Here is a 23,255-nt window from a genome sequence, read left to right on the forward strand (position 1 = left end):
CTCCGCGCCCGGTCGCTGCGGCCCGCCCGGTGCCGGACACGTGGTGCGGTGAGGGCGGGAAGGCTTCCGGTGGCGGGGCGGGGGCGTCCCGCCACCGGGCCACACCGCGAAGCGTCACTGCTCGGCCGGGCGGCCGTCATGCACGCCCGGGGGAGCGCTCATCCGGCCCAGGCTGAGCCGACGACGTCCCGCGGTGCTGGAGAACTTTCTATGCGCGCAGGTCAAAGGGGTACAACGGGCGGTGCAGGAAAGTGTCAGAGGCGGCTTCCGGGATCGCTGGAGCGCTCATCCGCCCGCGTGGCGCAGCGCACGGGCCTGCCATCCGCCCGGTGCCGCCGCCCCCAACTCGGCCGCCGCGTCGATCACATGGGACCGGATCAGCCGGCCGGGCACATCGGACAGCCGGGCACGCGTCCCCACGAGCGCCAGCGCGGCCACCACCCGGCCGCGGCCGTTCCACACCGGTACGGCGAACACCGTGTGTCCCGCCCGGGCGTCGTCGAAGCCGAAGGCCCAGCCCGTCCTGCGCACCAGCGCCAGCTGCTGGGCCGTGAAGCGTGCCCCGCACAGCCCCTCGTAGAGTTCCTCGGCGTTCTGCCAGGCGAGCAGCACCTGGCAGATGGGTCCGGCCTTGGCCGGCCGGGCGGTGCCGACGGCGAGCGTCTCGTCGCCGGTGACCGGGTCCCGGGAGGAGGCCACGCACACATGGACGTCCTTGTGCAGCCGGTGCAGCCGGGCGTCGAACGAGGTGCGCTCGCTCAGGTCCACCAGGATCCCGTCGGCGGCCCGGGCCATCCGGTCGTGGTGGGCCTCCACCGACATGCGCTCGATGCGGGGACCGGGCGCGAACCAGCCGCGGCCGTCCCGGGTGAGCAGGTCGAGCCGCTCCAGCGCGACGGCCAGGCGGTACACGGTCGGCCGGGCCAGGCCACTGCGCCTGACCAGCTCCGGCAGCCCGACGGGCCGCTGCTCGATCAGGTCCAGAATGATCGAGGCCTTGTCCAGGACGCCGACCCCACTGGCCGGAGCCGGCCGGGCGGCGGCGCTCACGGCCGCGCACCCGGCAGGGCGTCCAGGGCCGCCGGGCCGTCCACCGCCCACACCTCGACGTCCGGCGCGATACGGCGGATCAGGCCGGCCAGGGTCTTGCCGGGGCCGATCTCGACGAGCCGGCGACAGCCGAGCGGGCCAGTCAGGGTGGCGACACAGCGCTGCCACAGCACCGGTGACGTCAGCTGTCTGACGGCGAGTTCCGGCCAGTCGGCGTCCCCGGCGTAGGCCGTGGCGTCGACACCCGCGACGACCGGCAGCCGGCCGTCGGTGAACTCGGCGTTCTTCAGCGCGATGCGCAACTCCTCGGCGGCGCGCGCCATGTACGGGCTGTGGAAGGCGCCCCCGGTCTGCAGGGCGATCGCCTTGGCTCCGATGGACCGGGAACGTTCGGCGATCGCCGCCATCGCCTGCGGTGAGCCGGACACCACGGTCTGGCCGGGGGCGTTGACGTTGGCGATCCAGGCGTCCCCGACGGACTCCCGTACCTGCCGGGTCAGTTCGGCGACCTCGTCGAGCGGCGCGCCCACCAGCGCGTACATCGTGCCCGGCAGCGCCTCGGCCGCGGTCCGCATGGCCCGGCCGCGAGCGGCGACGAGCGCGGCGGCGTCCAGCGGGGTCAGCACTCCGGCGCAGGCGAGCGCCGTGTACTCGCCCAGGCTGTGCCCGGCGCAGGCGACGGGTCCCGGGTCGAGGACTCCCCGCCGTACGGCCTCGGCGTGGGCGACCGACGACACCGTGAACACGGCGAGCTGGGCGAGATCGGTACGCCGCAGCCGTTCGGCTGAGGTCCACAGCAGCAGCTCCTCGAGATCCTCACCGACGGCCTCCGACATCCGGGCCACCAGCGCCCAGGACGGAGTGTCCCGCCAGGGCTCACCCATTCCTTGTCTCTGCGTCCCCTGGCCCGGGAACACGAGGCCGATCGGTACATCGTTCATGGGGAACTCGCCTTCCGAACCGCCGCGTCGGGGAGTGTGCGGATTCTGTCCTCATCGAACGAGGCGCGTACCGGGGTGACAACGTCCGGTGCAGGAAAGTGTCAACCCCCTGACCGCGGCAGGAGGGCCGGCCCGGCACGCGCGGGTTGCCTCTGTGTCAGCAAGCTGCCAGGCGCCCTTGCCGGCCGGCCGGTGTCTCCCGCCCCGCCGCCACGTAACGCGACCGGACCACCGTGCACCGTGACCGGTGTGTCCGCTCGCTGCCGCCGCCCGCACTGCGGAGCGCTCCCTGTCTACGGTGGCCGCGTGCCAGCAGGTACCACGGAATCCGCATGGACCGAACACACCACCTCCCTCGACGAGGCGACGGACACCGACGGGACGGCCGGTACCACGGCGCTGTGGTACTGGCGCATCACGGCGGACCGCCCCGATCCCGGCGACTGGGCGCTGCTCGCAGAGACCGAACGCGCCCGCGCGGCGCGGATGCGCGGCGCACGGGCCGCCGCCGAGTACGTCAGCTGCCGGGCGGCCGTCCGCCGGCTGCTGGCCGGGATCCTGGGCGGTGAACCCGCCGACGTGCCCCTCGGGCGACGCCCCTGCCCCGGGTGCGGCAGCCCCGAGCACGGTCCGCCCGCCGTACTGCGGCCGGACGGACCGCGGTTGAGCATCTCCCACTCCGGGGGCCTCGGCATGCTGGCGGTCTCCCCCACTGCCGTCGGGGTGGACGTCGAGGCGCTGCGTGACGTGCATGTGGCGGAACTGGCCGATGCCGCCCTCACCCCGGCCGAGCGGCAGACGGTGCTGGCCGCGCCCGAACCCGGCCGCACCCGTTCCTTCCTGCGCTGCTGGACCCGGAAGGAGGCCGTGCTCAAGGCGGTCGGCATCGGCATCACCGCCTCGCTCACGGCGCTGGAGACCGCACCGGAGCGGCCGGGCCCGGTCGAGGTGACCACCGACCTCACCGACCAGGGCCGGGTGACCTGGCGGGTCACCGACGTGCCGGTCCCCCACGGCTGGGTCGCGTCCCTGGCGGTGCCCGCGACGGCCGGCGAGGGCGTCACCGTCCGGGCCGCGCGGTGAGGGGGTTTCCCCCGCACCCGGGATTGCCCCGCACCGGGGCCACAGCGATCCGGGCCACAGCGATCCGGACCGCAGCGATCCGGACCGCAGCGATCCGGGCCACGGCGGCCGGGCCGGCCGCGTACCGGTCCGAGACCTGCGGAGTATGGCCGGAATCACCCCAACAGGGCCTTTCTGCACCGGAGTTGTACCGGAAGATGTCTTCGGGAAATCTACGAGAGGGGCTTTCCGGTGGATCGGTTCGACCGCGTCGGCCGTGGGGCGGCGTACGGCGCCGCGATGGCGTTGACACCGTACTTACTGATCAAGGTGTCCTGGGTGGCCGGAGCCCTTCTCGGGCTGATCCCCCTGGGCGGCACGATGGGACTGCCCCAGTGGGTGCTGCTCAACACGGTCACCATCGGAATGGCGCTGATCGGTATCGCCCTGGCGCTGGCCCTGGTGCGCCCCTGGGGCATGCGTCTGCCGGCCGCCCCGCTGCTGTTCTGCGGCTGGCTGGGCACGGGTTTCCTGGTCTCCATGCTGCCGTACGCGGCGCTCACCACGTTGGTGAGCCAGAGCCGCTCCGGCACCGCGCACCACGACCAGGGCGCGTCCGCCCCCGCCTGGGAGGCGGCGCTGATCCAGATCAGCTTCGTGGGAATGGGGCTGGGGCTCGCCGTGGCACTGCCGGCGTATCTGCGCCGCCGGTGGCCGCAGACCCTCAGCGGCAGGATCGGCGACGGCGCGGACGCGAAACCGGACCGCTCCCCCCGGGCGAGCGGCCGGCTCTTCGCCGCGGGAGCCGTGCTCAGTGCCTGCTGGCTGTACTGGGCGGCCGGCGGCACCGCGGGGCTCGCGGAACCGTCGGAGCGCAACGCCGACTGGCGGCTGCTCGTGGCGGTGTTCGCCATGTGGGCGCTCGTCGGCTCCTCGGCGGCCTGGGCGACGGTCCACAGGCGCCCGGCGCGGCTGCCGCGCTGGCTGCCGACGGTGACGCTCTGGCTGGGCTCCGGCTCCATGTTCGCCTGGAGCGCCTGGAAACTGCCGATCACCGCGTACACGGCTGTCGCCGGCCGCGCCGCCGACTCCGTGATGCCGGAGAACCTGGCGGTCGCCGCGGCGATCCATGTGACGGCCCTGATCACCGGCGCCGCCATGCTCCGCGCCCTCGTGCGCACCTACGCGAGCCCGGCCGCCTCCGGGTGACCCGTCCGCCCGCCCGCCGGCCTTGATGCGCGGTCCGCGGTCGACGGCCGTTTCAGCAAGCTGCCATGCCGCATTCCAGTGACCCCTCGTCAGCGATCGGCGATCCCCCTGCCGCTCCGCCCGGTCACACCATTCAGCAATTGCCGGGGAACACCCCCTACGCCGCCAATACATCTACGGAATTACGAACATTCTCCCCGGCGAGATTCCATGGCAGCTTGCTGACATAGGGCCCCGAGCCGTATCGAGCGAACGCCCGGTTTTATATACCGTTCAACCACCCAGCGAATCCGCGACCAGCACCTCGGGCCGCCGCGGGTGCATTGTCGGACATAATTAATAGGCAGGCGACTACTCGCCCGCAGGTGTTAGTTTGAGGACCTGGCGAGCGCTTGACCGGGCAGTCTCGGCCAGGTTAGCGTCAATTCGTTCTGGTCTCTCCCGCGGAATTGCTCGCCTGAGCAATAAAAAGGCACCGCGCAGTCGCCGTGCACCGCCGGATTGACTCGTTCCATGAAAACGGGGGAAAGATGATCGACCTACTAGCTGTACCTGGAGAGTCACATAGAGTAGACGGAACCCTTTCTGGGTTACCCGCCACACGGCAGGTCAGAACGGGCATTCCGGCGGACAACGTAGAAAAGGCACTGCTCGAAGCTTATGCCCTGGTGGACTCCACCGTGCTCACCCATCGTTCCGCGGAGCGCCAACGGCCCCTGGTGATCCTCGGCGAGGACGGCGGCTCGTTCATGGAGACCGCGGCGCGCCTGATCGGCAGCGCCCGGTACGGGATCAGCATCGCCCTGCTGCACGGCGGTCCGAAAACCGACGCGGTCCTGTCGGCGGTGGCCGAATGGGACAGAAGGGGCGAGCGAGGGCAGGCCGGCGTGGTCGTACGGTTCCTCTGCGCCCCGGACGTGCTCGACACAACGGCGGTGAAGGACCTGGCACAGCGGATCGGCAGGGCCGAGGTACGGATCTCGGGCGGCGATCTGCACGAGGCGCTGATCGTCGACGGCAGCACCGCCGTCACCTGGTCCAGCCAGTCCTCCAACAGCGAGTCGGCCACACTCGTCACGGACCTGGCCGCGGCCAAGGCACTCGATCTGCTCTACGCCAACATATGGAACACCGGGTGCCCCACCCCGGAACACCTGCACATACGAGAACGGCTCAGCACGGATGTAATGCGGCGGGTCCTGACGTACCTCAGGGACGGCCACACCGATGCCGTGGCGGCGAGCGACATGGCGGTCTCACTGCGGACCTACAGACGGCACGTCGCAAAGCTCATGCGCAACATCGGCGCGGAATCCAGGTTTCAGGCCGGAGTCCGCAGCGTCGAACTGGGGCTGCTGCCACGGGAGCGCTGAAGCGCACAGCATGGGACTTACGGGGAGAAAGTACTGTGCAGGGACCAAAAAGCTCCGGTCAGGAAACGGGCCGTCCTTCAGCCACCGGAGGAATCCATCACGGACGCACTCATGACGAAGTCGAGCAGGAACTGCTGGAACTGCGCGCACTCATCGAGTCCACGGTGGTCAAGCACCGCCGGCGCCTTTCCCGCGACGCACTGGTACGAGAACTGGGACGGGAGGAGGTGGTGCCGGCGATCGAGTCTCTGGTCGAATCGGCCGCGTGCGCGCTCGATGTGGCACTGAGCACCGACGCGGAGGTCTCACGGGGCACCTACGCCGCGTTGCGCACCACGCTCGAGACGCGCGGCGGATCGCTGCGGGCCCGGCTCCTGTGCGATCCGGCCGCGGTGGACCGGAAGTTCGCGCGCCAGGTCACGCTCGCCGGCCACCACTGGGAGGTACGGATGACCCCCATGCCGCCCCTGTGCGCCCTCATCGTCGACGGCTCGGCGACCGTCGTGAGCGTGGGTCCCCCGGGGGCGTCCCGGGCCTCCCTCATCCGGGCCGCGACCGTGCTGCAGGCCGTCCGCAACCTCTACTCCAACGTCTGGAGCAACGCCACCGTCCTGACCGAGCGCATCCACTTCGGCGACCGGGACAGGACCGACACCGTACGCCTCGTCCTGCAACGGCTGCGCGACGGCGTCACCGACGAGGTCGCGGCCCGGGAACTGGGCTTCTCCGTGCGCACCTACCGGCGGTACGTCGCCGAGATCATGACGCTGCTGGGCGCCGAATCCCGATTCCAGGCCGGTGTGTACGCGGCGGCGCTGGGCCTGCTGCCGCCGTCGGGCGACTGACCGGCGGCCGGCCCGGGTCCGCGGGCCGAGGAGGGGCCGGGTGTTGTCGCACCCGGCCCCTCCGGCACGTCCGTGTGCGGCGGCTGACAGCAACCGGACACCGGGGTTGTCCGGTGCCCCGCGGTTGCCGAGCCTCGAAGAGCGGAGGTCCGGTCGGCGCCGGAGCCGGTCCGGAACCGGGCCGTCAGGACCGCGAAGCTGCCAAGTCGTCCATCCTGTGGGGAGTTCATCCATGGCCGTGCGCGTGAGGGCCGGTGCGGGCCAGTGACGTCCGACACGATCTCCCCCCTCGGCCGGCGGGCCGACGCCGAGGCGGTTGTGCACAGGCTCCGTGGCGGCCGTGGCCTGCGCTTCCGTCTGGCCGACCGGAGCGCCGAAAAGCGCGTCAGCGCCGGACTCGCGGCGGTGGAACAGGAGCTGCGGCACACCGTCACACAAGTCGCCGACCCCCGGATCACCGAACTGGCCGGTCATGTCGCGGCCGCCGGCGGAAAGCGGCTCCGTCCCGTCCTGGTACTGCTGGCAGCCGAGTTCGGCCGGCCGCAGCGCGAGGGGGTCACCCGGGCCGCGGTCGTCATGGAACTCATCCACATCGCGTCGCTCTACCACGACGACGTCATGGACGCCGCGGCGAGCAGGCGCGGTGTGCCCAGCGCCAACGCCCGTTGGGGCAACCGGCAGGCCGTGCGCGGCGGCGACCTGCTGCTCGCGCGCGCCGCCCGGCTCGCCGCCGGCCTCGGTTCGCAGGCGGTGCACCACCACTCCCGCGTCGCCGTCCGGCTGGTCGAGGGGCAGCTGCGCGAACTCATGGGCCCGGCACCCGGCGAGGATCCGGTGGAGCACTACTTCGAGGTCATCGCCGGCAAAACCGTGGCGCTGCTGACCACTTCGCTGAGCATCGGCGCGTTGCAGGCGGGTGCCTCCGAAGCCGACACCGAGGCGCTGATCGCGTACGGAACCGGTCTCGGTGCCGCCTTCCAGATCGCCGACGACCTGATCGACCTGCTGTCGCCTGCCGAGGACAGCGGCAAGGAGCAGGGCGCGGACCTGCGGGCCGGCGTACCGAGCCTCCCGGTGCTGTTCGCCCGCGGCGATCACTCGGCCCAAGGGGCCGAACTGCGCGCCCTGGTGGAGGCCGGGCCGGTCACCGACCCCCGGGCCCACCGGCGCGCGCTGGACCTCTTCCGCGGCTCCGCCGCCGTCGCCCGGTCCCGGGCCCTCATGCGGGACCGGGTCGCCGCCGCGCGCACCGCGCTGGAGTCGCTCCCTGCGATACCCGCGCGCACCGCGCTGGACGCACTGTGCGACGTCGTGCTCGACCAGACCGCCTGACCCCGCCGTCCACGGGCAGCACCGGCGCGCAGCGCGCGACGAAGGTGACGCGAACCCGCTCGCGGCGCGCCGGACGCCGGACGGCCGGTGCGCCCCGCGAGGGGGCCCGCACCGGCCATCGTCGTACGACGGGGGCGTACGAGCGTTGATCGGTCCTCAGTCCTCAGTCCTTACGGCCCTTGAGGCGCCGTACGTCGAAGGACCGGATGCCGCGGCCATGGGTGGCGGCGTACAGCTTGCCGTCGGGGCCGAGGCGCAGCTGCATCACGGCGGTGGTGGGCAGGTCGTGCCCCAGAACCAGCCACTTCGTGGCGCCAGCCGGCCGGTAGAAGGCTGCCAGGTCGGTGCCGAGGGCGAGGCCGCCGTCCGGGAGGAGCTTGACCGTGTCGGCGGGCACGTCGGGCAGGTTGGCGGAGATGTCCGTCCAGCTCGCGCCGCCGTCCTTGGACTCGAAGACGTGGCCGACGCCCGCACCGGGGCCCTCGGTGAAGCGGCGGGAGAAACCGTTGATGGCCACGTAGACGTGCTGGGCGTCGGCCGGGTCGACCTCGAAGCCGGAGACGTAGCGGTTCGGAATGGTGCCGTCGACGGGGAGGTTGAGCTGGTGCCAGCCGGTGCCGTCGGCGTTGCCGACGGCAATGCCCCGGGTGAAGCCCTGGTTGTTGCAGGGCCCGCACCAGCCGACGTACACCGTGCCGCCGGAGGATGCCACGGCCGTGGCCACGTGGCCGTCACCGAGGTCGTAGGCGTCTGTCCACTCCTTGCCGGAGCGGATGGCGTAGCCCTTGGTGTTCACCCATACGTGCCGGCCACCGGCGATCCAGGTGTTGGCGTCCTTGGCGTCAGCGGTGATCGGCGCGATGAAGCGGGCGCCCGCGCCGCCCAGGTCCTTGTCCGGCGGGGCGACCTCGTACTCGGTGGCCTTCGTCGGGTCCGTCGACCAGGCGCCGTTGTTCACACCGCAGTTCTGCGTCACCCACATGTCCAGGTAGACGTACTCCTGGGCGATGTTGCAGCCGTTGGCGGGGTCGGTGATGGTGTCGCCGCCGTCGCCGCCGAAGTTCGAGCCCATGACCTTGTCACGGCCGCGCAGGATCGACTGGCCGTTGTCCTGCAGGCCACCGGTCACCGAGACGCCGCCGTTGGTCAGGTCCTTGCCGACGCCCACCGAGTAGTACTGCAGGGTGTCGATGGTGCCGTCGCTCAGGGACTGCCAGTCCTTGGCGTGACCGCCGGAGTCGACGGCGCCGTTCAGCGGGCGGCGGTAGATGCCGCCGTCGTTGCCGACGTACGCCCAGGTCTTGCCCCGGTAGCTGCCGATCGCGACCGCGTGCTGGTCGGAATGGGTCGTGGGCGAGCAGTCACCAGTCTGCTTGGCCGGGTCGATGCTCCAGCACGGGAAGGGGAAGTTCCAGTACGGGCCCGGAACGGTCCAGCTCTGACCGCCGTTCTTGGTCTCGAAGACCTCTTCCAGGCCGAGGTAGAGGTGGTCGGCGTTGGCCGGGTCGACCTGGAGGAACTGGTTGTACCAGGACTGGATACCGGGCATGTAGCCCGCGGTCTGCAGGGCGGAGCCGGACGCCTTCAGCTTGGTGTAGTCCGCGATCAGCGTCCACGGGCCGAACGGTGAGCCGTTCTTCGAGACGTACACGCCCTTGAGCCCGCTGTCCGGGTTCGCGGCCATCTGCGCCGGGGACTGGTCGATGGCGTACAGGCGCGAGCCGTCGGCAGCGGCGGCGAAGGTCATGTTGCCGACGTCGGCGCTGCTGGTGGGCAGGTCGCCGAGCCCGCCGGCCGGCTTCCAGCTGCCGTCGTCCGCCTTCGCGTACAGGCCGTTGTAGGTGTCACCGCCGCGCCAGCCCACCGCGAGGAGGACCTTGTTGGGGTCCTTGGGGTCCACGGCGATGTCGTTGGCGATGTTCTTGTACGGCGCGCTCGGGTCGTCCGCCTTCGAACCGCCGGGCAGATAGTCCGGGTTGGGGGCGAACTCGTGCTTCCACGGACCGGACAGGGTGGTCGTGGAGTGCGACCACACGCCGGTGCTGGTGGCGGCCCACACCTTGGTGCCGGCGAAGCGCAGGGCGTGGATGACGGTGGACTCCAGTTCGGCGCCGCCGACGCGGTCGCCGGGCTGGAACTGCCCGTGACGCGGGTCCTTCAGGACGTACACGCCCGTACCGACGAAGGACGTCGCCCCGGTGTTGGACTCGCCCGTGGCGTACCAGAGGCGGTTCTGCCCGTCGAGGGAAAGGGTGCCCGTCGACAGGGACGGCAGCTTGTCCGAGATCGGCTTCCAGTGTCCGCCGCCGGTCGTGGACCGGAAGACACCGCCGTTGGCGCCGCCCGCGTACACATACCCCTGGTCGTCGGCGGCGATCCCGGTGATCCGGCCGGTCACGTCGCCCGCGCCACCGCTGGAGTTGGAGTTCACATCGCGGTAGCGGGGGTCGTCCGAGTTGTACGCCTTCTTGGTGACGTGGTCCCAGCCGCCGGACGTGTGCCGCATCGACTGCAGCTGCTGCCAGGCCGCGCCGTAGGCGCCGGGCGCGACCACACCGGGCGCGGTGCGGGCCTCGGTGAACTGGGCCGTCGACTCGGCCGAGTTCTCCGCCTCGTCGGCGCCGCCGTCGTCGCCCTCGGTCGCGGCGAGGGCGGACATGCCGTGGCCGGCGTGCACCGCCTTGATGTGCTCACGGCCCATGGCGGCCTGGTGGCGCGCCTGCCAGGGCCGGGGTCTCGTGTCATGCGACGCCGCGAGCGCCTGGGTGCTTACCAGTCCGAACGCGGCAGCTACGACGGTGCAGGTCATGAACCGTCGCTGATGCTTCGGGGGCAACATGCCCTCTCCTCCCTGCGCCAGGCATATGGGGGTGCCCCGACGCAGAGGGGATCTTGGCGTGACCACAACAGCCACACAAAGGGCTCACAGGAAAAATGGCACGCTGTTTACCTTGCGGCTCGCTTGAATCCGGAGTTGCTTTCGCGACAGCGCCCTTGGGACTGGACGTCGATCAGCGGACGAGCCGGTGCGGCCGGGCTGCTGCCGGGGATCCCGTCGCGCGCCCTGTGCCCGTGGCCGTGGCAGAGGGTCCGTAGCCCCTTCCGGCGGGGAACAGCCCGCTGTAGGCGTCCGTGGAGTCCTGCGGCGCGCCGGCATTGGTCTCGACGAACAGCGGCCGTACGGCGAAGCGGCCGTCCGTGGTGAGGCCCTCGTAGTCGCCGAGGAAGTGGCCTCCGGCGTAAGGCGCTTGGAGCCAGTCGAAGAGGCGGGAGATGCGGCGCTCGGCGGGACGGCCCTGCGCACCGCGTGGGAAGGTGAGGAGCCAGGCGGCAGTGGGCAGGGTCGTGGTGTTTCCCACGGTGAGGTAGCGCAGGTCGTAGTAGGTGATCGCGACCGTGCCACGTGCGTCCACGCTGATCGAGGGCGTGAAGGCGGGGGCGGAGGCGACGGAGTTGACCCGCTGCGGGGCGGACCAGGTCCGGCCGCCGTCGGTGGAGTGGGTCAGTTCCACGGAATCGTAGGCGCCACCGCTGAAGTCCGAACCCTCGTAGGCGACATACAGCTCACCGGTGCGCGGATCGATCGCGACACTGGGCAGATCGCCCCCCGCCCTCAGGGACTTGGACGCGTCGGCGGGGGCGTTGGGGTCGACTTCGGGTGCGGCGGTGTCCTTGGCGATGGTGACCGGCTTGCTCCAGGTACGGCCCTGGTCGGTCGACTCGACCATGGCGAAGTGCAGGTCGGTGGGCGTGAAGGTGCCGGTCGTGTAGTCGATGTCGTACGTCTGCCAGTCGAAGACGTCGTAGAGGGTGTCGGTGCGCGGGTCGACGACGATGACGTTGCCGATGGTCTGCGAGTGCGGGACGACGGAGGTGTCCACGAACGGGCGGGCCGTGGACCAGTGCCGTCCGCCGTCACGGGTGACGGAGAGGTAGGCGGGGCCGTCGTAGACCTTGGCGGAGTCGTCCTCGTCGATGCGGTCCCAGACCTGGTAGGCGACACCGGGATGGACGGGATCGGCGGTGACGGAGTTCTTGTCGTCGGTGAACTGGATCTGCGTGTCGTCGATCAGAGGAGTGGTGTGCTTCCAGGTGCGCCCGCCGTCGTACGACGTCGAGGCGGCCACGCCGTTGCGCGCGTCGGTGGCGTCGAACACCAGCCCGCTGGCGTACACGGTGCCGTCGGGGCCGGCGCTCACCCAACCGTCCGACGCACGCTGGTAGTTCAGCCCGCCCGGCGCGCAGTGCGAGAACGGCAGCGGAGTCTCGGCGAAGTGCTGCCCGTCGTGGGTGTACGTGGCGGTCAGCCCGCGGGCGCCGCCGTTGGACCAGCGGTCCTGCTGGAAGATGCCGACAGCGTTGTGCGGATCGCGCGGGTCGGCGGTGACGTACGGTTCGTCCTCTGCGGACGGGTAGTTGGTGCCGCTCCCGTCGGCGCTGATGTCGCAGGCGGCGTACGGGTCACCGGGTGAGACCAGGCGGACGGGCTGTCCGTCACCCGCGGCAGCGGAGCTGCCCACAGCGGCGGCGAGCAGGAACGCGGCCGCGGTGGCCACGAGAGACGCTCTTGTACGTGTGCGCATGGCGATTCCCCCAACTCCGCGAAGTGCGGTTCGTCTTGGGCTGTGCTGGCGCAGGTACGGCCCCGGTATCGCCGGGACGTGAGTCGCCCGGCGAGCCTAGACCCGCGTGGCGAGAGCGGAGTTGAAGGAAGCGGTCAAGGACACGTCAACAATCGCCCGCCGGAGGCAGTCGTGATGCCTGCCGCTGTCCGGACCTCGGCGATCAGGGTGTCCCAGGCGCGGCTGCCGTGGATGACGCCGTAGGCCCGTTGACGGCAGGCGCGCTGGAGCGCGGAGCGGGTGCCGGTCCAGCCGGCGGTGTCCTCGACGAGGAAGCGGGTGATGCCCCGGTAGAGGGCCAGGGCCTGGTCGTCGGCGCGGGTCTCGGCGCGGAGGGCCTCCAGGGTGGGGGCGTAGCGCTCGTGGATGTGGGTGCGTTTCGTGTCGTGCGGGAGATCGCCGAGGACGTCGCGGGGTGGAGACGGAGCACGGCGGCGGGTGGCATGCTCAACACCAGCCCGGCCCGGCGGCTGGAGTCGACGCATAGAGCCTCCAGCAGAGCACCGTGTCCGGCTCGGCGCTCGTCAGCGGTTCATCGGCTTCCCCGGCCCTGCTTCATGGTGGCGTAGGCGACGGCCGGCCCGATCTGGGTGAGGCCGGCCGTCGGCGAGGTACACAGGCCGGTTCAGCGTTGCAGGGTGAGGACAGCCGGCCGCCAGGGCAGTTGGTCGTAGGGGCCGCTCGCGGAGGGGGACTTGCCCTGGTAGAGGAACTGCAGGTGGCAGGGGTCGATGGTCATGGTCTGGTCGGGGTTGTTGCGGACCAGGTCACCGTGGCTGATGTCGTTGGTCCAGGTGGCGCCGCTGTTGGCCTTGCCCGCGAAGGGGTTGCTCTCGCCGGCGGCCTGCGGGGTCCACGAGCCGTTCAGGCTGGAGGCCGTGAACGAGCGGAAGTAGCGCTGCTCGTTCGCCCCCCGCGCCTCGACGATCATGAGGTACTGGTTCTGGCCCTGGACCTTGTAGACCTGCGGCGCCTCGAACAGGTTCTTCACCGTGTCGCTCATGACCGTCGTGTACGACGAGCCGAAGTTGCCCGGGAAGTTACCGATCGGCATGCTCGCCCGGTAGATGCTGCCGTTGTCGCCGGCGAAGAACAGGTAGATGTTCTGGTCGTCGGCGATCAGGGTCTGGTCGATCGGGGCGGCGCCGCCGGGGAGGCTGCCGGTGAACAGCGCCTGCGGCGCGGACCAGCCGCCCGGGTTGGTGGGGTCACTGGAGGTGCGGTAGAAGAAGGGCCACTGACCCCACTGGGACGCCAGTACCCAGATGTTCTTGGGCGCGAAGTAGAACAGGGTGGGCGCGACCGTGGCCTGGTTCATCCCGGTCTGGCCGGCCGACGCCATGTCGGACCAGTTCGTGAAGGGCTGGAACATCATCGAGCCGTACGACGATCCCGACACGTTCGACGCGTAGACCAGGTGCTTGCCGTTGTACGTCACGTCGGTGAAGTCCTTCAGCGACACCCACCCGTTCGCCGGCTGCGCCAGCGGACCGGTCGAGGACCACCGGTAGGTCGACGGCAGCGAACACGTGCCGCCACCCGGCGAGGTCGTCCCGGACAGGCCGGTCCACTTCTGGTTGTCCGTGCCGGTGCAGTTCCAGAGCTGCACCGCCGTGCCGTTAGCCGTGGCTCCGCCCGACACGTCCAGGCACAGTCCGGACTCCACGGCGACGACCGTGCCGTCGGAGTTCACCCGCCATTGCTGGTTCGTGCCGCCGTTGCAGGACCAGATCTCCACCTTGGTCCCGGCCGTGGTGGCGTGGCCCGGAACATCCAGGCACTTGTTGCCGTACACGGTGAGCTGGTTGCTGTCCGTCAGCGTCCACTGCTGGTTGGTCCCGCCCCAGCAGTCATAGATCTGGAGAGACGTGCCGTCGGTCTGGCTCGCGCCCGGCACATCGAGGCACCGGCCGGAACCGACACCGCGCAAGGCGCCGCTGGAAGCCGCCTGAGCCGGGGCGGCGACGAGCATCGCCGCCAACGCGGCCAGGGCCGCAACCACGGCGGCGAGCACCACTGACGGATGCCTGCGGCTGAAACTTCCTGGGTGCATGGATACGTCCTCAACCTTCAGTTGGCGGGGCCATGACATGCCCATTCCTGACATGCAGCGATGGCCGGAATGTTCGCTATTCCGAACAAGGATCGAAGTGTCGAGCAACCCGAATGATAGAGAACCGGCGAACGGCGTCAATACCTCTCGCATGTATCGCCACAATTGCCGAAACATTCGCTCCACCGAGTGCCGACCAGTGCCCGTCACACCGTCAACTGACTGACTCGTAAGCGACTTGACCCCGGAGCGGAGCGATGTGCGGACCGTTCAGCCACTCGGTGGATCCCGCCTCAAAGGTCCGTGATATGCCGCAATTTCTCCGCGCCGTCGACGTCGGGCAGCGGAGGCCATCGTCCGCTTACCGGATTATCGAAAGTTTCGGAGATCAATCGGAAATTTCTGCGGCGAACAGTATTGACGATCCACGGTCACGCCTCAATCATCTCTGGCCGGACGGCGCAATTCCCCGCGCATCAGTCGATCAGCGATTTCTACCTCGGAGGCACAGTCATGGGCTCGTATGCCCTTCCCAGATCCGATAGCCGCCACAAGAGCCGCAACCTGCTGCTGGCACTGGTCGTCGGCGTCCTCGGTACGGTCACCGCACTGGCCGCACCGCCGCCCGCACACGCCGCCGAGAACACGCTCGGCGCCGCGGCGGCACAGAGCGGCCGCTACTTCGGCACCGCCATCGCCGCCGGCCGGCTGGGCGACTCGGCGTACACGACGATCGCGAGCCGTGAGTTCAACATGGTGACGGCCGAGAACGAGATGAAGATCGACGCCACCGAACCACAGCGGGGCCAGTTCGACTTCAGCGCCGGCGACCGCGTCTACAACTGGGCGGTGCAGAACGGCAAGCGGGTGCGTGGCCACACACTGGCCTGGTACGCCCAGCAGCCCGCCTGGATGCAGAGCCTCAGCGGCAGCTCACTGCGCCAGGCGGTGATCGACCACATCAACGGCGTCGTGGGTCACTACAAGGGCAAGATCGCCCAGTGGGACGTCGTGAACGAGGCCTTCGCCGACGGCAATTCGGGAGCTCGGCGGGACTCCAACCTGCAACGCACGGGCAACGACTGGATCGAGGTCGCCTTCCGCACCGCGCGCGCCGCCGACCCGGCGGCCAAGCTCTGCTACAACGACTACAACATCGAGAACTGGAACTGGGCCAAGACCCAGGCCGTGTACGCCATGGTCCGGGACTTCAAGCAGCGCGGCGTGCCGATCGACTGCGTCGGGTTCCAGTCGCACTTCAACAGCGGCAGCCCCTACGACAGCAACTTCCGCACCACCCTGCAGAATTTCGCCGCCCTCGGTGTCGACGTGGCCATCACCGAACTCGACATCCAGGGCGCCCCTGCCTCGACCTACGCCAACGTGACCAACGACTGCCTGGCCGTCCCGCGCTGCCTCGGCATCACCGTCTGGGGTGTGCGCGACACCGACTCCTGGCGATCGGGGGACACGCCGCTGCTGTTCAACGGCGACGGCAGCAAGAAGCCTGCCTACACCGCCGTCCTCAACGCACTCAACGGCGGCGGCTCCACGACGCCCCCTCCTGCGACCGGTGGAGAGATCAAGGGCGTCGGTTCGGGCCGTTGCCTGGACGTGCCCGGATCCAGCACCACCGACGGCACCCAGGTCCAGCTGTGGGACTGCCACAGCGGCACCAACCAGCAGTGGACGTACACCGACGCCGGCGAGCTGAGGGTCTACGGCAACAAGTGCCTTGACGCCGCCGGCACAGGTAACGGCGCCAAAGTCCAGATCTACAGCTGCTGGGGCGGCGACAACCAGAAATGGCGCCTCAACTCCGACGGATCCATCGTCGGCGTCCAGTCCGGCCTCTGCCTCGACGCCGTCTCAGGCGGCACCGCCAACGGCACCCAGATCCAGCTCTACTCCTGCTCGAACGGCAACAACCAACGCTGGACCCGTACCTGAGGGGGCTCGCAACACACGAAGGGGTGAAGGTGAAGCCGTGCCAGCCTACGGTGCGGCTTCTCCCGCCCCTCCGCAGGGACATCGCTGACGGTCCCGGGACGCCGCCGTGGTGGCGGCGACCTCGCGAGCGGGATGCTCGCCGCGGTGCATCCGGCGCCCGCCGTGGCGGCGAGGGCGAACACCGTGGCCGAGAGCCCGTCCTGCTCAGGGCTGAGCAGACTGCGGCAACCAGCTCACCCGGGGATCCGCCCTCGCTCGCTTCGGACACCGGCTCGCACTCGGCTGCCGCCATCCAAGACTGCGGGTGCGCGTCGCCTTCGCCCGACAGGACGTGCCAGTTGGCGATTGACCCGCGCTACCTGTCCGGGACAACCGCGTCAGAGCGAACATGTCGGCACGACCCGCACGCAACCTGGGAAACCAGAAGAACAGCAGGTCAGACGCCCTTTGCTGCAGGCTCCAGAATCGCCACGCACTCCACGTGATGCGTCATCGGAAAGATGCCGGCCTGAGCAGGTCTCGGAAAAGACCAGGTCAGGCCCACGTTTCGGCGGTTGTCCTGCGTTCGGTGTCAGGAGCGTCAACCGAGCGTCAGGACGACATCTCTCCCTCACCCTCGGCTGGAACTGTCCGGACCGGCTGGGTGCGCAGATCCTCAACCGGACGCTGAGGCCGTCCTCATACGCCTGAGGGGCGCGAACCGCGGGCGGGCGGTTCAAAAGGCCGTGAGGAGGTCATCGCTCAGGCCCGGACACGGACCAAGGGCGTATCGACCAGGTGTTCGGCGAGGAACCACGCCTGGAGTTCGCCGGTCCGGATCACCTGGGAGACGAGCAGGTCGTTGGTGCCGTCGTCGCCCAGCTCGGCGGTGCGGGCGGCCGCCTCGTGGGCCTCCGTCAGGATGACCTCGTGGGCCTCCAGCAGCCGCGAGAGCATCGCCGGGACCTCCTCGACACCGTCCGGAGGGCGCGGGATCGACGTGATCTCGGCGAGGTGCCGGGGATCGCCCACGGCGACACCGCCCAGGGTCTGGACCCGCTCGGCGAGGGCATCGACGAGTTCCAGCTGTTCCCCCGCGTGCTTGTCCAGGACCAGGTGGAGTTGGTAGAAGGTCGCCCCGCGCATCAGCCAGTGGTGCTTCTTGTAGAGGCCGTAAAGGATCTGGGTGTCCGCGAGGACCTTGTTGAGGCGCTGGCAGGAGTACATGCGCGTCTCGTAGGACAGGCCGAGGGGGAACTGCTTCACGGTCCCGAACTCCTGGATGATCTCGCCCTTCTGGTGCAGCCACGGCTGGCTGCCGACGTGTTGGGATTCGATGGTCATGTTCCGCCTCCTGCTGACTGGCCGTGGACACGGGTGACGCTAGGTGCCGGCACGGCGGGTGGGTTGCCCTGAAGCGCACATGCACGTGCTCGGGAGCGCACGGAACGATCCGTGCGTGCCCTTGTTCGCTCTCGGGCAAGCCCCCGTGCGCCGGCGGGCACGGCTCAGCACCTCGTCCCGCCTAACGTCGCTGACGACGTGGGCCCGGAAAACGACGAGGAGAGGCATGATGCCGATCGAGCAGCGGAGGGTGGACTGCGCCCCGGGAGCCCCGCGTTGAGCCTGCGGGGGCGGGACCCGAGGGAAGCGCACAGAACCGCCACGACGCTGGAGTGCTTTTTCGACCTGTGCTTCGTCATCGCGGTCGCGCAGGCATCCGCGTGTCTGAACACGGCGGTGACGAGCGGGCACTGGCTCGCCGGCGCCCTGCGCTTCGCGCTGGTCTTCTTCACGATCTGGTGGGCCTGGATGAACTCCACCTGGTTCGCATCCGCCTATGACCCTGACGACGTCCCCTACCGGTTGACGGTGCTGGTCCAGATCGCGGGCTCCCTCATTCTCGCCGCCGGTGTCCCGAGCGCGTTCGAGGAAGGCGATCTGCGCGTCGTCACGCTCGGATACGTCGTCCTGCGTACGACGCTGACCACGCTGTGGCTGCGTGTCGCACGATCGGATCCCGCTCGGCGGCGGACCGCGCTCCGCTTCGCCACGGGAGTGACGGTTTGTCAGGTCGGCTGGTCCGGGGTGCTTTTTCTCCCGGCCCCGGCGCGCCTGCCGGCCATCATCGCGTTGATCGTTGCCGAGGTCTGCGTTCCGGTGTGGGCGCAGTCCGCCGGAATGACGCCGTGGCATCCGCAGCACATCGCCGAGCGGTACGGGCTGTTCGTCCTCATCGTGCTGGGTGAGTCCGTCGCGGCCGCCGCGGCGGCGGTCCGCGGTGCCCTGAACCGGGACCATGGCACCGCGGCCCTGTACCTGCTGGCGGCAGGTGGCCTGCTTCTGGTCTTCGCCCTGTGGTGGCTGTACTTCGCCCGGCCGGCCCATACCCTGCTCGCCACCTCGCACCAGGCCCATCGCAGGAGGTTCACCTGGGCGTACGGCCACTACCTGATCTTCGCCTCGGCAGCCGCCGAGGGAGCCGGCCTGGCGGCGTACGCCCAGCTGATCACCAGGCGCACCGGTGCCCCGCCGTTGTCGGCGGGTGGCGCGGTCACGGTGCCGGCGGCGGTCTTCCTCATCACCGTGTGGGCTGTGCATGTCCGGCCGCACCGGCGGAGCCGGGGCGAACAGCTTGCGTTTCCCGCGGTGGCGGTGGCAGTCCTGATGGCTGCCCGCTCGCCGGCGCCGGCCCTCCTCGCCGCTCTGGCGGCGGCGGCCCTGGTCGTCGTGGTCACGCTGGTCGACCGGGCCGAGCGGGTACGGCGAGAGGACCCGTGACACGGAAATGGGGTGCCGCCCGGAGTCCTTCTCCGTGCAGCACCCCTTTCCCCTGGTCAGGTCGTGGCGCGCACCGCCTCGCGGATCAGCTCGGCGACCTGCTTCGGCTGGGAGACGGCGACCGCGTGCGAGGCGCCCTCGATCTCGACGACGGTCGCCCCCGCGCGCTTCGCGCCGAAGCGCTCCACCTCCGGGTTGATCGCGCTGTCGGCGCCCGCGACCAGCGCCCAGGACGGCTTGGTCTTCCAGGCGGCGGCGGAGGCCGTCTCCTCGAAGGCGGCGGCGGCCAGCGGGCGCTGCGCCACGGCCAGCACCTTCGTGACGTCTGCGGGCACGTCGGCGGCGAAGACCGAGGGGAAAGCGTCCGCGGCGATGGTCACCTCGACGGCCGGGTCGCCGTCCCCGACGGGGTACGTCCACTGCTTGAGGTTGCTCACCAGCGGGGAGAGCGGGAAGCGGCCCTGCAGCTCGCCGAGGCTCTCGCCCTCTTCGAGGACGTAGGCGGCCACGTAGACCAGCCCGACGACGTTCTCCGTGGTGCCGGCGACGGTGATCAGCGCACCGCCGTAGGAGTGGCCGACCAGCACGACGGGGCCGTCGATCTGGGCGGCCACGGAGGCGACGTACGCGGCGTCCGAGGCCAGGCCGCGCAGCGGGTTGGGCGGGGCGATGACCGGGATGTCATGGCGCTGGAGCTCCTCGATGACGCCGGACCAGCTGGCCGCGTCGGCGAAGGCGCCGTGGACGAGGACGACGGTGGGAGTGGTGGTGCTCATGTCTGCCGGATCTCCTTGCGGTCAGGCGGTGTGCAGGGCGGCGCGCAGGGTGCCGGCGGCCATCGTGATGGCGGCCTCGGCGGCGTGGGTCCCGCGCAGGGCGTTGAGCATCACGAAGTCGTGGATGATGCCCTGGAAGCGCACGGCGGTGACGGGGACGCCGGCCTCGCGAAGCTTGTTGGCGTACGCCTCGCCCTCGTCGCGCAGGACGTCGGCCTCGCCGGTGATGACCAGGGCCGGGGGCAGGCCGGTGAGCTGCTCGGTGGTGGCGCGCAGCGGGGAGGCGGTGATCTGGGCGCGCTCGGCCTCGTCGGTCGTGTACTGGTCCCAGAACCACTGCATGCCGTCGCGGCGCAGGAAGTAACCGGTGGCGAACTGATGGTAGGACGGCGTGTCGAAGTCCGCGTCCGTCACCGGGTAGAACAGCACCTGCTGCACCAGGGAGACATCGCCGCGCTCCTTGGCCATCAGGGTGAGGGCGGCGCTCATGTTGCCGCCGACGGAGTCCCCGGCCACGGCCAGCCGTGTGCCGTCCAGGCCCTTGGCGGCGCCCTCCTGCACGACCCACCGCGCGACCGCGTAGTTCTGCTCGATGGCGACCGGGTAGCGGTGCTCGGGCGAGAGGTCGTACTCGGGGTAGACCACCGCGGCCTCCGCGCCGACGGCGAGTTCGCGCACCAGGCGGTCGTGGGTGTGGGCGTTGCCGAACACCCAGCCGGCGCCGTGGATGTAGAGGATCACCGGGAGGAGGGTGCCGGTGGCCCCGGCGGGCTTGACGATGCGGGCCCGGACACTGCCCGTGGGGCCGCCGGAGACGGTGATCCACTCCTCGTCGGTCGCCGGCTTGTCGATGTCGCCGGACTGCACCTCGTCGACGGCCTTGCGCCCGTCCGCCGGAGGCAGGTCGAAGAGGTAGGGCGGGTTGGCGGTCGCCTCCGCGAAGGCGGCCGCCGCGGGTTCCAGTACCGGCTGAACCGGCTCGACGGTATGGGACATGTGCCTCTCCCGATGTTCCAAGGGACTGTTTCGTGTGGTGCGCCGGTCACGCTAGTGAGCGTCGCCGGGTCGGGGTTCTCCGTGAGCGCACCACCGCTGTTCCCCCAGCGCACTGCGGGCTTCCGGCCGTCTGGCGAGCGTGCGGAGTACTGAGCGACGCAGTGCACTGTGGGACCAAGTCCGGTGCACTGCGGAGACATTGCAGCAGGTCGGCCGTGCCTATCGTGAGGGCCCGAGCGAGACCGCGGCCCCTTGCCGCGTCTGCCTTCCATCCCACCGGCGCGGCGCGTATCCCGGACTTCGCCTTGGCGCGCCGCGAGTGGACGGAACCGAACTCCCCTGTCCCGGAAAGGATCTCAAGCGATGTCGACAATGCCGGTCGGCGGGCTCGTTCCGCATGCCTCCGACGACGCCGCACACCTCGTCGTCCGCAACGCGAAGATCCACACAGCCGATCCGAGGCGCCCGCACGCCGAGGCCATCGCGGTCCGGGACGGCGTCATCACCGTCGTCGGCGACGACAACGACGTGGCCCCGCACATCGGTACGGCCACCAAGGTGGTCGACGCATGCGGCCGCCGGGTCGTCCCCGGCCTCAACGACGCCCACCTGCACGTGATCCGCGGGGGCCTGAACTACGTACTGGAGCTGCGCTGGGACGGGGTGCGCAGCCTGCGACAGGGGCTGGCGATGCTGCGTGAACAGGCCGCGCGTACCCCGAAGGGCCAGTGGGTGCGGGTGGTGGGCGGCTGGTCCGTCGAGCAGTTCGCCGAGCGCCGGCTGCCAACCGTCGCCGAACTGAACGCGGCCGCTCCGGACACCCCGGTGTTCGTGCTGCACCTGTACCACTCGGCCGTGCTGAACCGTGCGGCGCTCAAGGCCGCCGGCTTCACCAAGGACACGCCCGACCCCAAGGGCGGCCAGATCATGCGCGGCCGGGACGGGGAACCGACCGGCATGCTGCTGGCCGCGCCCAGCGCCCTCATCCTCTACTCGACCCTCGCCAAGGCGCCGGTCCTGGAGAGCGAGGAGGACAAGAAAACCTCCACCCGTCATTTCCTGCGCGAGCTGAACAGGTTCGGACTGACCTCGGCGATCGACGCCGCCGGCGGATTCCAGAACTTCCCCGACAACTACGCCACCGTCATCGAACTGGCCAAGGCCGGCCAGCTCTCGATGCGCATCGCCTATCATCTCTTCCCGCAGACTCCGGGCCAGGAGGTCGACGATCTCGCCCGCTGGATCGAGATGGCCCGCCCCGAGGACGGGGACGAATGGCTGCGCCTGAACGGCGCGGGCGAGAATCTCACCTGGGCCGCCGCGGACTTCGAGAACTTCGCCGAGCCGCGTCCAGAACTCACGTCGGACTACGAGGTCGAGTTCGAGAAGGCCGTCCGTCTCCTCATGGAGAACGGGTGGGGCTTCCGGCTGCACGCCACCTACGACGAGACCATCCGCCGGGACCTCGCGGTCTTCGAGAAACTCGCCGCGGACGGGCTTTTCCCGGCCGGGAACCGGTGGCTGTTCGACCACGCGGAAACCGTCTCCACGGACAGCCTCGACCGCATCACCGCGCTCGGCGGCGCGATGTCCGTGCAGAATCGTTTGTCTTTCCAGGGTGAGGCGTTCCTGCGCCGCTACGGTCCCGGCGCCGCCGCGGACGCCCCGCCGATCCGGGCCATGCTGGACCGCGGGCTGACCGTGGCCGCCGGCACCGACGCCACCCGGGTGTCCTCCTACAACCCGTGGGTGGCCCTGCACTGGCTGGTCAGCGGCCGCACCGTCGGCGATCTGACGCTGCGCCCGCCGGCCAACCGCGTCGACCGGCAGGCCGCGCTGACGATGTTCACCCGCGCCGGCGCCGTACTGACCGGCGAGGACGAGGTCAAGGGCGTCCTGCGGCCGGGCTGCTACGCGGACCTGGCGATGCTGTCCGAGGACTACTTCACCGTGCCCGAGCCTGAGATCGCGCACATCGAGTCGCTGCTGACGGTGACCGGCGGGCGGATCGTCTACGCCGCCGGCACCTACGAGGGGCTGGACGAGGAACTGCCGCCCGTCAGCCCCGCCTGGAGCCCGGTGGCGCATTTCGGCGGCTACCAGGCGTCTCCCTCAGCGGCCGGCGCCCGCCAGGCGGAGTCCCTCGGCCAGGCCGTCGCCGAATCGGAGCAGCACCGCCAGTGGCGCATCGCCCGTGGCCTCACCCCGGAGACCGCGAGCACGCCCTTCGATCCCTGCTTCGACCTCTAGAACACCCGGCAGGGGCCGGGCCGTTGAGCGCCTATG

The 23,255-nt window shown here is 70.3% G+C and carries 16 protein-coding genes and 1 pseudogene; 8 read left to right on the forward strand and 9 right to left on the reverse strand.

Annotation, left to right across the window (positions count from 1 at the left end; all coding sequences use genetic code 11):
- Nucleotides 1-285 precede the first annotated feature (285 nt).
- Entirely contained in the window at nucleotides 286-1,050 is a 765-nt protein-coding gene (locus A6P39_RS12405; RefSeq protein ID WP_067040667.1) for an IclR family transcriptional regulator, read from the reverse strand.
- A complete protein-coding gene (locus A6P39_RS12410) occupies nucleotides 1,047-1,991 on the reverse strand; it encodes an ACP S-malonyltransferase (RefSeq protein WP_067040669.1) in 945 nt (314 codons plus the stop codon). The genes A6P39_RS12405 and A6P39_RS12410 overlap by 4 nt, the downstream gene beginning before the upstream one ends.
- Nucleotides 1,992-2,297: 306 nt before the next feature.
- On the opposite strand from A6P39_RS12410, the gene A6P39_RS12415 reads away from it, so the two are divergent.
- The 5 genes from A6P39_RS12415 to A6P39_RS12435 all read left to right on the forward strand — a co-directional run bounded on the left by A6P39_RS12415 (nucleotide 2,298) and on the right by A6P39_RS12435 (nucleotide 7,812).
- Nucleotides 2,298-3,074 carry a 4'-phosphopantetheinyl transferase family protein gene (locus A6P39_RS12415; protein WP_234378755.1) on the forward strand — a complete coding sequence of 259 codons (777 nt, stop codon included), beginning with the start codon at nucleotides 2,298-2,300 and terminating at the stop codon, nucleotides 3,072-3,074.
- A gap of 279 nt (nucleotides 3,075-3,353) precedes the next feature.
- Nucleotides 3,354-4,262: a hypothetical protein gene (locus A6P39_RS12420; protein WP_234378756.1), complete on the forward strand. Its 909-nt coding sequence runs from the start codon at nucleotides 3,354-3,356 to the stop codon at nucleotides 4,260-4,262.
- A gap of 668 nt (nucleotides 4,263-4,930) precedes the next feature.
- Complete coding sequence (locus A6P39_RS12425) at nucleotides 4,931-5,635, forward strand: hypothetical protein (RefSeq protein ID WP_079133173.1); 705 nt, start codon at nucleotides 4,931-4,933, stop codon at nucleotides 5,633-5,635.
- A gap of 35 nt (nucleotides 5,636-5,670) precedes the next feature.
- Nucleotides 5,671-6,480 (forward strand): LuxR family transcriptional regulator, encoded by an 810-nt coding sequence (locus A6P39_RS12430; RefSeq protein ID WP_159395969.1) that lies wholly within the window; start codon nucleotides 5,671-5,673, stop codon nucleotides 6,478-6,480.
- Nucleotides 6,481-6,744: 264 nt separating this feature from the next.
- A complete protein-coding gene (locus tag A6P39_RS12435; RefSeq protein WP_067040675.1) occupies nucleotides 6,745-7,812 on the forward strand; it encodes a polyprenyl synthetase family protein in 1,068 nt (355 codons plus the stop codon).
- Nucleotides 7,813-7,975: 163 nt separating this feature from the next.
- On the opposite strand, the gene A6P39_RS12440 is transcribed toward A6P39_RS12435, so the two are convergent.
- The 4 genes and pseudogenes from A6P39_RS12440 to A6P39_RS12455 form a co-directional block, all read right to left on the reverse strand.
- Nucleotides 7,976-10,651 (reverse strand): WD40/YVTN/BNR-like repeat-containing protein, encoded by a 2,676-nt coding sequence (locus tag A6P39_RS12440; protein WP_067040678.1) that lies wholly within the window; start codon nucleotides 10,649-10,651, stop codon nucleotides 7,976-7,978.
- Between the two features lie 172 nt (nucleotides 10,652-10,823).
- Entirely contained in the window at nucleotides 10,824-12,395 is a 1,572-nt protein-coding gene (locus tag A6P39_RS12445; protein ID WP_079133175.1) for a sialidase family protein, read from the reverse strand.
- 194 nt (nucleotides 12,396-12,589) lie between these two features.
- Nucleotides 12,590-12,847, reverse strand: a pseudogene (locus A6P39_RS12450) (L-tyrosine/L-tryptophan isonitrile synthase family protein); the annotation flags it as partial.
- A gap of 212 nt (nucleotides 12,848-13,059) precedes the next feature.
- Nucleotides 13,060-14,487, reverse strand: a complete 1,428-nt coding sequence (locus A6P39_RS12455; protein ID WP_275883851.1) for a non-reducing end alpha-L-arabinofuranosidase family hydrolase — start codon at nucleotides 14,485-14,487, stop codon at nucleotides 13,060-13,062.
- 513 nt (nucleotides 14,488-15,000) lie between these two features.
- On the opposite strand from A6P39_RS12455, the gene A6P39_RS12460 reads away from it, so the two are divergent.
- On the forward strand, nucleotides 15,001-16,437 hold the full coding sequence (locus tag A6P39_RS12460) for an endo-1,4-beta-xylanase (RefSeq protein ID WP_067054595.1): 1,437 nt from the start codon (nucleotides 15,001-15,003) through the stop codon (nucleotides 16,435-16,437).
- 741 nt (nucleotides 16,438-17,178) lie between these two features.
- Here the strand turns inward: A6P39_RS12460 and A6P39_RS12465 are convergent.
- Complete coding sequence (locus tag A6P39_RS12465; RefSeq protein WP_067054597.1) at nucleotides 17,179-17,760, reverse strand: Dps family protein; 582 nt, start codon at nucleotides 17,758-17,760, stop codon at nucleotides 17,179-17,181.
- A 276-nt stretch (nucleotides 17,761-18,036) separates the two neighbouring features.
- Here A6P39_RS12465 and A6P39_RS12470 point away from each other — a divergent pair, with 276 nt between their 5' ends.
- Nucleotides 18,037-19,197: a low temperature requirement protein A gene (locus A6P39_RS12470; protein WP_067054599.1), complete on the forward strand. Its 1,161-nt coding sequence runs from the start codon at nucleotides 18,037-18,039 to the stop codon at nucleotides 19,195-19,197.
- Nucleotides 19,198-19,253: 56 nt separating this feature from the next.
- Here A6P39_RS12470 and A6P39_RS12475 read toward each other — a convergent pair whose 3' ends face one another.
- Together A6P39_RS12475 and A6P39_RS12480 are read right to left on the reverse strand one after the other, a co-directional pair.
- Entirely contained in the window at nucleotides 19,254-19,973 is a 720-nt protein-coding gene (locus A6P39_RS12475; protein WP_067054601.1) for an alpha/beta fold hydrolase, read from the reverse strand.
- A 21-nt stretch (nucleotides 19,974-19,994) separates the two neighbouring features.
- A complete protein-coding gene (locus tag A6P39_RS12480; RefSeq protein ID WP_067054603.1) occupies nucleotides 19,995-20,969 on the reverse strand; it encodes an alpha/beta hydrolase in 975 nt (324 codons plus the stop codon).
- A 363-nt stretch (nucleotides 20,970-21,332) separates the two neighbouring features.
- Here A6P39_RS12480 and A6P39_RS12485 point away from each other — a divergent pair, with 363 nt between their 5' ends.
- Nucleotides 21,333-23,219, forward strand: a complete 1,887-nt coding sequence (locus A6P39_RS12485) for an amidohydrolase (RefSeq protein ID WP_067054604.1) — start codon at nucleotides 21,333-21,335, stop codon at nucleotides 23,217-23,219.
- Nucleotides 23,220-23,255: the final 36 nt, after the last annotated feature.

This window comes from Streptomyces sp. FXJ1.172 (assembly GCF_001636945.3).
In the GTDB taxonomy this organism is placed as follows: domain Bacteria; phylum Actinomycetota; class Actinomycetes; order Streptomycetales; family Streptomycetaceae; genus Streptomyces.